The following is a 12,167-nucleotide window of genomic DNA, read 5'->3' on the forward strand; positions in this document are numbered from 1 at the left end:
CTCATAGTTGCGTTGGCTGCCGTAGCACCGCTGGTCGCGGGCTGCTCGGGCGGGACCGATCTGCTGTCCAAGGATGCCCAGTGGTTCAACACGCCCAGCCGCCTGTTCATCAGGAACATCTCGATCGAATCACCGCCGCTGACTCCCGAAAAGCCGGTCGGGGCTGAGGATCTGGTCAGCGCCGACGGCGCCTGTCCCGGCATGGCGGCGCCTCCCGGACCTGCCGATGCCAATGCATCGACGACCGCGCCGGCGGCCGCCGGCGGCACAGTCGCGCTCGGCCATACCGAATGCGACGTGGTGCGCGGCATCGGCGCGCCCTCGAACGTGAACCTCTCCAATGATGCCGTCGGCAGGCGCGTTGCCGTTGTCACATGGACGACCGGTCCGCGCGCGGGCATCTACACGTTCACGGCCGGACGCCTGTCCTCGATCGAGGGCACGCCGGAGGCGCCTGTGATGCCGAAGGCGACCAAGCCCAAGGCGAAGAAGAAGTCGGCGTAAGCGCAAGCCCGCGTCCCGGCGCAACGCTACGAGCTGGTCGTCGATCCGAACGCGGCCAGGGCGATCGACCTCGACATACGGTCCTTGCCGCTGGTTCGCGCGGATCGCGCAATTGAAGAGCGCGCGCCGCGCGCGACCAAAACAACAACATCGTCCGCGACAGCCAGCTCGAATACCCGATTTGCCGCAATGGGCTGCCGTTGACGTAGGTCAACACCTTCAATCGCATCCGGCCTAGAAAGACCCGGCAACGGTCTTCGAAGCTGGTATTGATGCGATCTTTCCATCAGATGGAACGTCTTCTACGCAGGGCGTGCCGCGTCGTTGTTGCGCTCTCGCTCGTCGGGTGCCCCGGCATCGCTGCGGCCGACGACGACATGAAACTGACGCCCACGCAGGTCGAAAGCCTCGGCATTCGTGTCGTGCATCCGGTTTCGAGCAGAACCGACCAGACACTGCCTTATCCGGCGCAGATCGTCGTTCCGACGCCTCAATTGTGGGTGGTGAGCACACCCGTTGCCGGCATGGTCACCAATCTGGCCGTCGCGCGCGGGGATCGCGTGAGCGCCGGCCAGCCGCTTCTTACGTTGGAGAGCCAGGGTTTCGTGTCACTCCAGCGGGACTATCTTCACGCCGTCGCGCAGGAGGCTCTTGCGAACCAGCAGCTCAGGCGGAACGCCGATCTCTTCGAGGGCAAGGCCGTCCCACAACGCGTTCTCGAGGCGAGCCAGACCGAGGCGCGCCAGGCCACCATCGCGGTCGCGGAGCGCCGGCAGATGCTCCGGTTGGCGGGGCTCTCCGATGATGCGATCTCCCGGTTGGCGAGCGACGCGGCAATCAGCGGGACGCTGACCGTCAATGCGCCGCAGACGGGATCCGTGGTCGAGATCGCGGTCTCGCCGGGGCAGCGGCTGGAGCAGTCCGCGCCGCTGGTCAAGCTTGCCCGGCTTTCGCCGTTGTGGGCCGAAATCGCCATTCCAGCGGCCAACATCCGCGCAATCCGCACCGGTGCGCGGGTCGAGGTCGAAGGTTACGCAACGCCCGGTCGCGTCGTTCTGATTTCCGAGACGACCGATGCGGCGACGCAAACCATCCTGGTGCGGGCCGAAGTGCCGAACAGCGGCCAATTGCACCCGGGCCAGACGGCGTCCGTCCGTCTCAGCTTCCTCTCCGAGGGCGAGAGCGCCTGGGAGATTCCCTATAGCGGTCTCGTCCGTCGTGGCGAGCAGAGCTGGATATTCAAAGCCATCGAGGGCGGCTTCCGGCTGGTATCGGTCACGCTGCTCGCAGAGGACCAGGATCACGTCGTGATATCCGGCCCGATCAGCGACAAGGACGAGGTTGCGATCGCGGGCATCTCGGCGCTTCGGGGCATTCTCTCGCGGCTCGGAGCCGGCCAATAATGCTCCAGCGTCTGGTCGCCTTTGCGCTCTCGCAGCGGCTGTTCGTCCTGCTCGCCGTCTTGCTGCTGATCGGCGCGGGCGCAACGTTCCTCCCCAGCCTGCCGATCGACGCGTTCCCCGACGTTTCACCGGTCCAGGTGAAAATCATCATGAAGGCACCGGGCCTGACGCCGGAGGAGGTCGAGCAGCGCATCACCGTCCCGATCGAGCTCGAACTGCTGGGCCTGCCGAACAAGAAGATCCTGCGCTCGACCACCAAATACGCGCTCGCCGACGTCACGATCGATTTCGAGGACGGCACGGATATCTACTGGGCGCGCAACCAGGTCTCCGAGCGGTTGTCGAACATCGCTCGTGACCTTCCCGAGGGGGTGAGTGGCGGGCTTGCGCCGATCACCAGTCCGCTCGGCGAGATGTTCATGTTTACCATCGACAGCTCCGAGCTGTCGCTGGCGGAGCGGCGAACCCTGCTCGACTGGGTGATCCGACCAGCGCTGCGCACGGTTCCCGGGGTTGCCGACGTGAATGCCCTCGGCGGCTATGTGCGGGCGTTCGAGATCGTCCCGCTCAACGATGCGCTCGCCGCGCGCGGCATTTCGTCGGAGCTGTTTCGCCGCGCCGTCGAAACCAACAGCCGCAACGACGGCGCGGGGCGCGTCAACCAGGGCGAGGACAGTGCCCTGGTGCGGATTGAAGGCAGCATCCGCACGATCGACGACATCAAGGCCATTGTCGTGGACACCCGCGACGGGGTCCCGATACGCGTGAACGACGTTGCGCGGGTCAAGGTCGGGGCCCTGACACGCTATGGGGCAGTGACGGAGAACGGCCAGGGCGAAACGGTTGAAGGGCTGGTGCTGGGCTTGCGCGGAGCCAATGCCGGCCAACTCGTGCGTGACGTCCGCGCAAAGCTCGAGGAGCTGAAGCCCGCGCTGCCCCAGAGCGTATCCCTCAACGTGTTCTATGACCGAAGCCGCCTCGTCGGTCGCGCCGTCGGCACGGTGGTGCGGGCGCTCGGCGAGGCGACCGTGCTGGTGGTCGTCCTGTTGTTGCTGTTCCTGGGCAATTGGCGCGCATCGTTGGTGATCGCCCTCAGCCTGCCGCTCGCGATCGTCATTGCGCTCCTGGCCATGCGTGCGGTTGGAATGTCTGCCAATCTGATGAGCCTCGGCGGGCTTGCGATCGCGATCGGCATGCTGATCGATGCGCTGGTGGTGGTGGTCGAGAACATCGTCGGAAATCTCGGCAACCACGAGCCGGGCAGGGGCCTTCCGCTGATCCACGTCATCTTCCGGTCGGTCTGCGAGGTGCTGCAACCTGTCGCTTCCGGCGTGCTGATCATCATGATCGTGTTCGTGCCGCTGCTCACCTTGCAGGGGCTCGAGGGCAAGCTCTTCATCCCCGTTGCGCTCGCAATCATCTTTGCGCTCGCCGGCTCGCTGTTGCTGGCGCTCACCGTGATCCCGGTCGCGACCTCGTTCCTGCTCAAATCGGCAGGGCACGGCGAGCCGCTGCTGATCCGCCTCGCGCAGCGCGTCTACGCACCCGCGCTGGACTGGTCGCTGCGAAACGAGCGAAAGGTTATTGCTGCAGCTCTCCTGGCGCTGGTCGCGGCAGGGTACGCCTATTCGCAACTCGGCAAGACCTTCATGCCGACCATGGACGAGGGCGACGTCATCGTCAGCGTCGAGACGTTGCCGTCGGTCAATCTGGACGAATCCCTCGCGATCAACGCGAGGATCCAGTCGGCGCTCTTGAAGGTTCCGGACGTCACCGGGATCATCGCGCGAACCGGTTCCGACGAGCTCGGGCTCGATCCCATGGGACCGAACCAGACTGACACGTTTCTCGTGCTCAAGCCTGTTGAAGAGAGAGCCGCCCCGGACACGGCGGAGCTCTTGAAGGCGCTGCGCAACGTGCTCGCCGACTTTCCGGGCATCTCGCTCAGCTTCACCCAACCCATCGACATGCGGGTGCAGGAGATGATCAGCGGCGTGCGTGGCGACGTCGCCGTGAAGGTCTTCGGCAGCGACGTCGGCAGGCTCAACGAGATCGCGACGAAACTGTCCGAGATCCTCACCAGCATCGAGGGTGCGGAAGACGTCTACACGACGCTCAACGAGGGTGCGCAATACTACACGGTCGTCGTGAACCGGATGGAGGCCGGCCGTCTCGGTCTGACGGTGGACACCATTGCCAATGCGCTGCGGACCCAGATCGAGGGGCGGACGATCGGCACCGCGCTCGAGGAGGGCCGTCGCACGCCCATTCTGGTCCGGGGAAGCGAGACGACGCGGGAGGCGCCCACATTGCTCGCGAGCCTGCCACTCACGCTCGCCTCCGGGCAGCACGTCGCGCTGTCCCAGGTCGCGCGCATCCAGCGCGTCGACGGCCCGGTGAAGATCGACCGCGAGGACGGCAACCGGATGAGCGTCGTTCGCGCCAATGTGCGCGGCCGCGACATGGTCGGCTTCGTCGAGGCGGCCCAACGGAAGGTCGCCGCCGACCTTTCGCTGCCGAAGGGCTATCGGCTCACCTGGGGCGGACAGTTCGAAAACCAGCAACGCGCTGCCGCGCGCCTTTCGATTGTCGTGCCCGTCGCCATCGGTCTCATCTTCGTGTTGCTGTTCACGACCTTCGCTTCCGTCCGGCAGGCCTTGCTCGTGCTCGTGAACATCCCGTTCGCGCTGATCGGAGGCGTGTTTGCCCTCGTCTCGACCGGCGAATATCTGTCGGTTCCGGCCTCTGTCGGATTCATCGCCCTGCTCGGAATCGCGGTCCTGAACGGCGTCGTGCTGGTTTCGTATTTCAATCAGTTGAGGGCGCATGGCGTCGGCGAGGACCAGATCGTGGTCGACGGTGCCAGGCGGCGGCTCCGCCCTGTGCTGATGACCGCCAGCATCACCGCATTGGGCCTGATCCCGCTCTTGTTCGCTTCCGGTCCGGGATCGGAGATCCAGCGGCCGCTGGCGATCGTGGTGATCGGAGGATTGCTGTCGTCCACGCTGCTCACGCTCATCCTGCTCCCCATCCTCTATCGCCGGTTCGGCGGCACTGCGAAGGAGTCAAAATGACCAGCGAATATGTGTGCCTGTCGTTGATCCTGGCGCGAAAGCTGCGCGAGGAGCTGCTCGACTTTCTCAGCGAGCAGCCGGGCCAGACGTCCGGCTTCACGGTCTCCGATGCCGCGGGACACGGCTCAGGCGTGCAGTTGCCGACGGCCGCCGAACGTGTGAAGGGCCACGCCGATCAGGTGCATGTCCAGATCGTTCTGCCAGGAGCGGACGCCAGGCGCCTGGTCGATCAGCTCCGGCATTCGTTCGCGGGCTGCAATCTCGTATATTGGATTGCCCCGGTGGCCGAGTTCGGAACCATCGCGTAGTCCGGAGCAACCTCTACCCCGCCGCTTCGTCAAACTGCGTGCTGGCTCCGAGCCATTGCTCGGCCGCGCGCCTTCGACAGCTGCGCGGCCGCTGGCCGTTTGTCACGCACGTCACAGGGATCAACCGGACTTGATCTGGATCATGGAGCTTGGCCGTCCGGCAGTGCAGGCTCGGATGGTCCCGCCAGACAAGGGACCGCTTTGACGACAAGAACTCCAGAGGATCATCCAGGGACCATTGATGTGAGCAACCTCGCCAAGATTGAACGCGATCCGAACTACCAGGAGCTCGTGCGCCGACGTTCGTCGCTGGGCTGGATGCTGTCGGCGGTTATGCTTGTTGTCTATTTCGGCTTCATCCTGCTGGTCGCCTACGCTCCCAAGTTCCTCGGGATACCGCTGGGCAGCGGCGTGACGACGATCGGCATTCCAATCGGACTGTCCGTCATCGTGCTCGCCTTCCTGCTGACGGGTATCTATGTCCGCCAGGCGAATTCCAGTTACGACGTGCTCATCCGCAAGATTGTCGAGGAGAACCGCTCGTGAAGAAATTCTCATGGCTCCTGGCGATCCTGCTCGCAGGCCTGCCCACCATCGCGCTCGCCGCAGGCAGCATCGACGGCGGCGTTAAGCAGGCGACCAACTGGTCGGCGATCGGTATGTTCGTCGGGTTCGTTGGCCTGACGCTCGTCATCACCTATTGGGCCGCCAAGAGGACCGCATCGGCCGCGGATTTCTACTCGGCCGGCGGCGGAATTACGGGCTTCCAGAACGGACTTGCGATCGCAGGCGACTACATGTCGGCGGCGTCCTTCCTCGGCATATCGGGCCTCGTCTATACTTCGGGCTACGACGGCTTGATCTACTCCGTCGGCTGGCTGGTGGGATGGCCGATCGTCACCTTTCTGATCGCCGAACAATTGCGCAACCTCGGAAAGTTCACCTTTGCCGACGTGACCTCGTTTCGGCTCGGGCAGACCGAGATCCGTATCCTGGCGGCGTGCGGCTCGCTGGTGACGGTTGCGTTCTATCTCATCGCGCAGATGGTCGGTGCCGGTAAGCTGATCCAGCTGTTGTTCGGTCTCGACTACTGGATCGCGGTCGTCCTGGTTGGCGGCCTGATGATGATCTACGTGACGTTCGGCGGGATGAAGGCGACGACCTGGGTGCAGATCATCAAGGCGGTGCTGTTGCTCTCAGGCGCAACGTTCATGGCCGGAGCCGTCCTCTACAAGTACGGGTTCAGCCCGGAAGCGCTGTTCACCAAGGCAACAGAGGTGCATCCCAAGAAACTCGCGATCATGGAGCCCGGCAGCCTGATTTCCAATCCGCTCTCGGCCATCTCGCTCGGCCTGGCGCTGATGTTCGGAACGGCGGGCCTGCCTCACATCCTGATGCGCTTCTTCACCGTGAAGGACGCTCAGGCGGCCCGCAAGTCCGTGTTCTACGCCACGGGTTTCATCGGCTATTTCTACATCCTGACCTTCATCATCGGCTTTGGCGCGATCACGCTGGTTTCGACCGACGCGATGTTTCTCGATGGGAGCATTCTCGAGAAGACCAAGAGCGGAATCGCGGCGATCAAGGGCGGCTCCAACATGGCGGCGATTCATCTCGCGAACGCCGTCGGCGGCAATCTGTTCCTTGGCTTCATTTCGGCCGTTGCCTTTGCCACGATCCTGGCCGTCGTGTCAGGCTTGGCTCTGGCCGGGGCATCATCCATCAGCCACGATCTCTACGGCATGGTGATCAAGGGCGGCAACGCAAACGAGCAGGACGAGATCCGGGTCTCGAAGATTGCGACACTGGTGCTCGGCGTGCTTGCGATCTTCCTGGGCATCGTGTTCGAGAACCAGAACGTCGCCTTCATGGTGGGCCTTGCTTTCGCCATCGCGGCATCCTGCAATTTCCCCGTGCTGGTGATGTCGATCTTCTGGAAAGGCCTGACGACGCGGGGAGCCGTGTTCGGCGGCTTCCTTGGCCTGTTCAGCGCGGTTGTGGGCGTGGTCCTCTCGCCGGCAGTCTGGGAGGCGACCCTTGGCTTTGCCAAGGGGTCGGCTCCCATCAAGCTGGACAATCCGGCGCTGTTCTCGATGGCGCTCGCCTTTGCGGGGATCTGGCTGGTCTCGATCCTGGACCGCAGCAAGCGTGCCGCGGCCGATCGCGATGGCTTTGACGCGCAATATGTCCGATCGCAGACCGGTATCGGTGCTGCTTCGGCCACGGCTCACTAGGCGAGGATCTGCGGGACGTCGCTTCGGTACCGACCGGCTCATATGGGCCGGCCGGTGCCGCGCTTTCGATGATCAGTCGTCGGATCCTCGGATGGTCCGTATCTTCGAAAGGCCGAAATGCCCAAGGCGTTCGACATCACCAACCCGCCGTTCGATCGTCTGACGCCGAGCGAGGCCGAGACGTTGCGGGCCGCGCTGGACATCGGGTACTTCAGTCCGGGCGAAGCGATCATCGGGCGGGACGCCCCGGCGGAGGCGCTCTATGTCGTGATCAAGGGCATCGTCGAGGAGCGGAACGAAGCCGACCTGCTGGCATTGCTCGGTCCCAAGGACACGTTCGACAGTCGCGCGCTCGTTCACGACCATAGCGGCCACCAGTTTATCGCCCGCGACGAGACGCTTTGCTACGTGATCCCCCGGAAGGTCGCGCTCGGTCTGATCAAGGCGAACCCGCGCTTTGCGGCTTTTTTTTACCGGGAGATATCCCAGAAGCTGGACGAACTCGCCAACGACGAGGAGACGGGACGTTACGGCTCGTTGATGCACGCCAAGGTCGGCGAACTGTTCCTGCATCCGCCGGTGTTTCTGGCTGCCAGTGATACGATCGAGGCCGCCGGGCATCTGATGCGCGAGATCAACAGCAATGCGCTGTTTGTCCGGGACGGTGAGCGGATCGGCATCGTGACCGGCATGAACCTGTCCAAAGCGGTGGTGCTGCGGCGCCAGTCCATCCAGACGCCGGTCGGCGAGCTCGCGAATTTCGACATCGTGTCGCTGCGCCGTGACGATTTCGTCTCCTCGGCCCTCCTGCTCATGACCAAGCACAACAAGCGGCGGCTTGCCGTGCGCGACGGCGAAGAGCTCGTCGGAATTCTGGAGGAGATCGATCTGCTGGGGTTCTTGGCGGGAAGCGCTCAAGTCATTGCCGGCCGCATCGATCGAGCCTCGAGTCAGCAGGACCTCGCCACCGCGGCGCGGGAGATCGAGACGCAAACGCGCGTGCTGCGACGGCAAGGGGTCAAGGTAGAGGTCATTGCGGAGATCGTCTCCGACCTCAATCGACGCCTGCTGTCTCGATTGTTCGAAATGGTCGCGCCGGCCGAGCTGCGCACCAGCAGCTGCCTGATCGTGATGGGAAGCGAAGGGCGGGGCGAGCAGACCATCCGTACCGACCAGGACAACGGCCTTATCCTCGCAGGTCCGATGCAGGGCGAAATCCTGGAGGCGTTCCGCCAGGAATTCTTCGTCGCTCTGCAGAGCTTCGGCTTTCCGCCCTGTCCGGGCGATATCATGGTGCGCAATCCGCTATGGTCCCGGCCGCTTTCGGAGTATCGCGCGGATTTGCGCCGCTGGATCGTGCTTCCCGATCAGGCCGGGCACATGAATGTGGCCATCGTCTACGATGCGCAGGCGATCGCGGGCAATGAGCAGCTCCTGAACGACGCCAAGACGGCGCTGATCGACATGACCCGGGGCGAGCAGGCGTTCATGGCACACTTCGCGCGCGCCGTTGACGCGTTTGAAACGCCGATCGGCCTCTTCAACAACCTGATCACGTCGGAGGGCACCGGCGATGCGCTGGATCTCAAGAAGGGCGGCATCTTTCCCATCGTGCACGGCGTTCGCAGCCTGGCGCTCGAGCAGGGCCTGCGCGAGACCTCCACCGACAAGCGGATTTCCCGGCTCTGTGATCTCGGCGTGCTGCAACGGGACTTTGGACGCGACTTGAAACAAGCCTTCCGATTCCTGCTGATGCTTCGGCTCGACGGGCAGCTGGCCGCATCCGCGGGCGCATCGGGAACTCTGGTAAGACCGGCGCACTTGTCCAGCATGGAACGTCATCTGCTGCGTGACGCGCTCCAGGTGGTGAAGAAGTTTCGGGAAATTGTCGGTCATCATTTCAAGCTCGGCATGTTCTAGAATGCTGCCCCGTGCGATCAAACGACTGTTGCACCAGGCGACCCTGAGCGATCAATCTTATCGCTTCATGTTCGATCGCGCTCCGGACGACGAGTTTGTCGTCATCGATTGCGAGACCACCGGTCTGAATGTGCGAACGGACAACGTCGTCGCCATTGCCGCAATCAAGATCCGCGGCAACCGGATTTTGACCAGCGCGCGCTTCGAAGCCATCGTCCATCCCGACAGCGAACTGGAGGCGGAGGCGATCAAGATTCACCGCTTGCGCCGGTCCGACGTCGAAGCGTCGCCGATCGTCTGGAAGGTGCTGCCAGGCTTTCTGCATTTCATCGGGCCGCGCCCGCTGATCGGCTATTATGTCGACTTCGACATCGCCATGCTGGACAAGTACATCCTGCCGCTGGTGGGAATCGAACTGCCCAACGAACGCATCGAAGTGTCGCGGCTCTACTACGAACGCAAATACGGCAACGCGCCGCCGAATACCGAGGTCGATCTGTCGTTCGCCGCGATCCTCCACGACCTCTGCATTCCGCCTCTTGGGCAGCACGATGCTTTCAACGACGCATTGATGACTGCAATGATGTTCCTGCAGTTGCGCGACTTGAGCAGGCGCGGCGTACGTATCGCGCGCCAACGTGCCAGCCCCGTTTTCAATCAGTTCGGGGGATAACCGGGCCCGGCGCAGCGGAGCAGATTGTCCAGTGGCCACAGATGGAAACGTGCAGGTATTTTGATACCTGTACTGTGCATGGGGTTGTTCTTCAGATTTTGATGGAGCCTTGGCCGGCCGAGCCCGGACCGACGTTCCGCGGTCGCAAGACTAGCCCGCCGCCTCGTCGAATTGTGTGCTCGCCTCGAGCCACTGCTCCTCGGCGCGCGCCAATGCCTCGGCCGCATTGGCGCGGGCCTTCGACAGCTGCGCGGCCTGCTTGGGATCGCGGGTGAAGATGTCGGGCAGGGCGAGCGCCGTGTCGATTTTGGTGATGATGTCGCTGACGCGGGCGATCTCGGCTTCGGCTTCGGTAATGCGCTTCTTGAGCGAGCCGCGATTGTCCGACTTCGGGCGCTGCGGCTTCTCGGCTGCCGTGCTGCGCTCGCGCGGGGCGGGTTCGCTGTTGCGCGCTGACAGGACCAGGCGGCGGTATTCGTCAAGGTCGCCGTCGTAATTGGTGACGGTGCGGTCGGCGACGATCCAGAGCCGGTCGGCGCAGGCCTCGATCAGATAGCGATCATGCGAGACCATGATCACCGCGCCGGGGAATTCGTTGATGGCTTCCGCAAGCGCGGCGCGGCTGTCGATGTCGAGATGGTTGGTCGGCTCGTCCAGGATGATCATGTTGGGGCCGAAGAAGGTCGCAATGCCGAGCAACAGCCGCGCCTTCTCGCCGCCCGACAGTTTTGCCACCTTGGTGTCGGCCGCCTTGCCGGAGAAGCCGATCGCGCCGGCGCGTGCCCGCACTTTCGCTTCCGGCGCATCGCCCATCAGCTTGCGGACGTGATCGTAGGCGGAGGCGTCCTCGTTCAGCTCGTCGAGCTGATGCTGCGCGAAATAGGCGATCGAGAGCTTGTCGGCGCGCGTGACCTTGCCCGAGAACGGCGCGAGGCGGCCGGCGAGCAGCTTCACCAGCGTCGACTTGCCGTTGCCGTTGGCGCCGAGAAGCGCGATGCGGTCGTCATTGTCGATGCGCAAGGTGACGCGGCCGAGCACCGGCGTCGCCGGATCGTAGCCGACCGAGGCGTTGTCGACGGCGATGATCGGCGGCGACAGGATTTTTTCCGGCGCGGGGAAGCTGATCTCGCGCACGTCTTCGGTGACCAGCGCGGTGATCGGCTTCAGCCGCTCCAGCATTTTGACGCGCGATTGGGCCTGGCGCGCTTTCGAGGCCTTGGCCTTGAAGCGGTCGACGAAGGCCTGCAGGCGGGCGCGTTCGGCCTCCTGGCGCTTGACCGCCTTTGCATCGAGCAGCTCGCGCGCGGCGCGCTGCTCCTCGAAGGAGGAGTAGCTGCCCTTGTAGAGCGTGAGCTTGCCGCGCTCCAGATGCAGGATCTGGTCGACCGAGCTTTCGAGGAGGTCGCGGTCGTGGCTGATCACGATCACCGTGCGCGGGTAATGCGCGAGGTGATCCTCGAGCCACAGCGTGCCTTCGAGATCGAGATAGTTGGTGGGCTCGTCGAGCAGCAACAGGTCGGGGGCCGCGAACAGCGTCGCGGCGAGCGCGACGCGCATGCGCCAGCCGCCGGAGAATTCGGCGCAGGGACGGAGCTGATCGGCGGCGGAAAAGCCGAGGCCGGACAGGATCGCGGCGGCACGGCTCGGCGCCGAATGCGCGTCGATGTCGACCAGCCGGGTCTGGATCTCGGCGATCCGGTGCGGATCGGTGGCGCTCTCGGCTTCGTGAAGCAGCGCGTCGCGTTCGAGATCGGCCTTGAGCACGACGGAGATCAGGCTCTCGGGGCCGTTCGGCGCCTCCTGCGCGAGGCTGCCAACCCGCCAGCGCGGCGGCAGGGTCACCGCGCCGTGCTCGGCCGCGAGCTCGCCGCGGATCACCTTGAACAGCGTCGATTTGCCGGTGCCGTTGCGTCCGACCATGCCGACGCGCGATCCGGGCGTGATCTGCACGGAACTCTGGTCAATCAAAAGGCGTCCGGCGAGGCGGATGGAGAGGTCGGTGATGGACAGCATGCGGCCTTGTCACCGCAGCCGGGATCAAACGCAACCCG

At 64.2% G+C, this 12,167-nt stretch carries 9 protein-coding genes; 8 read left to right on the forward strand and 1 reads right to left on the reverse strand.

The genetic code is table 11. The features are described from left to right. Window positions 1-12: 12 nt before the first annotated feature. The 8 genes from ACE10W_RS17850 to ACE10W_RS17885 all read left to right on the forward strand — a co-directional run bounded on the left by ACE10W_RS17850 (window position 13) and on the right by ACE10W_RS17885 (window position 10,116). The gene (locus ACE10W_RS17850; protein WP_028171098.1) at window positions 13-504 is read left to right on the forward strand and encodes a hypothetical protein; all 492 of its coding nucleotides are present in this window, start codon (window positions 13-15) and stop codon (window positions 502-504) included. A gap of 290 nt (window positions 505-794) precedes the next feature. After that, window positions 795-1,907, forward strand: a complete 1,113-nt coding sequence (locus ACE10W_RS17855) for an efflux RND transporter periplasmic adaptor subunit (RefSeq protein WP_375762651.1) — start codon at window positions 795-797, stop codon at window positions 1,905-1,907. Next, window positions 1,907-4,981: an efflux RND transporter permease subunit gene (locus ACE10W_RS17860; RefSeq protein ID WP_375762652.1), complete on the forward strand. Its 3,075-nt coding sequence runs from the start codon at window positions 1,907-1,909 to the stop codon at window positions 4,979-4,981. The genes ACE10W_RS17855 and ACE10W_RS17860 overlap by 1 nt, the downstream gene beginning before the upstream one ends. Continuing rightward, window positions 4,978-5,289, forward strand: a complete 312-nt coding sequence (locus ACE10W_RS17865; protein ID WP_011086887.1) for a DUF3240 family protein — start codon at window positions 4,978-4,980, stop codon at window positions 5,287-5,289. The genes ACE10W_RS17860 and ACE10W_RS17865 overlap by 4 nt, the downstream gene beginning before the upstream one ends. 243 nt (window positions 5,290-5,532) lie before the next feature. After that, window positions 5,533-5,835, forward strand: a complete 303-nt coding sequence (locus ACE10W_RS17870) for a DUF485 domain-containing protein (RefSeq protein ID WP_028171101.1) — start codon at window positions 5,533-5,535, stop codon at window positions 5,833-5,835. Then, on the forward strand, window positions 5,832-7,523 hold the full coding sequence (locus ACE10W_RS17875) for a cation acetate symporter (RefSeq protein ID WP_011086889.1): 1,692 nt from the start codon (window positions 5,832-5,834) through the stop codon (window positions 7,521-7,523). The genes ACE10W_RS17870 and ACE10W_RS17875 overlap by 4 nt, the downstream gene beginning before the upstream one ends. A 183-nt stretch (window positions 7,524-7,706) precedes the next feature. Further along, window positions 7,707-9,443 carry a putative nucleotidyltransferase substrate binding domain-containing protein gene (locus tag ACE10W_RS17880; RefSeq protein WP_231166703.1) on the forward strand — a complete coding sequence of 579 codons (1,737 nt, stop codon included), beginning with the start codon at window positions 7,707-7,709 and terminating at the stop codon, window positions 9,441-9,443. 1 nt (window position 9,444) lies between these two features. Then, complete coding sequence (locus tag ACE10W_RS17885) at window positions 9,445-10,116, forward strand: 3'-5' exonuclease (RefSeq protein ID WP_011086891.1); 672 nt, start codon at window positions 9,445-9,447, stop codon at window positions 10,114-10,116. Between the two features lie 150 nt (window positions 10,117-10,266). Here the strand turns inward: ACE10W_RS17885 and ACE10W_RS17890 are convergent, their stop codons facing one another. Beyond that, a complete protein-coding gene (locus tag ACE10W_RS17890; protein ID WP_271556790.1) occupies window positions 10,267-12,129 on the reverse strand; it encodes an ABC-F family ATP-binding cassette domain-containing protein in 1,863 nt (620 codons plus the stop codon). Window positions 12,130-12,167: the final 38 nt, after the last annotated feature.

The organism is Bradyrhizobium sp. B025 (assembly GCF_042257955.1).
Taxonomy (GTDB): domain Bacteria; phylum Pseudomonadota; class Alphaproteobacteria; order Rhizobiales; family Xanthobacteraceae; genus Bradyrhizobium; species Bradyrhizobium diazoefficiens.

Coding starts and splice junctions, on each gene's coding strand:
- ACE10W_RS17865 (WP_011086887.1), top strand. CDS start 4,978: ATGACCAGCGAATATGTGTGCCTGTCGTTGATCCTGGCGCGAAAGCTG.
- ACE10W_RS17890 (WP_271556790.1), bottom strand. CDS start 12,129: ATGCTGTCCATCACCGACCTCTCCATCCGCCTCGCCGGACGCCTTTTG.
- ACE10W_RS17855 (WP_375762651.1), top strand. CDS start 795: ATGGAACGTCTTCTACGCAGGGCGTGCCGCGTCGTTGTTGCGCTCTCG.
- ACE10W_RS17860 (WP_375762652.1), top strand. CDS start 1,907: ATGCTCCAGCGTCTGGTCGCCTTTGCGCTCTCGCAGCGGCTGTTCGTC.
- ACE10W_RS17885 (WP_011086891.1), top strand. CDS start 9,445: ATGCTGCCCCGTGCGATCAAACGACTGTTGCACCAGGCGACCCTGAGC.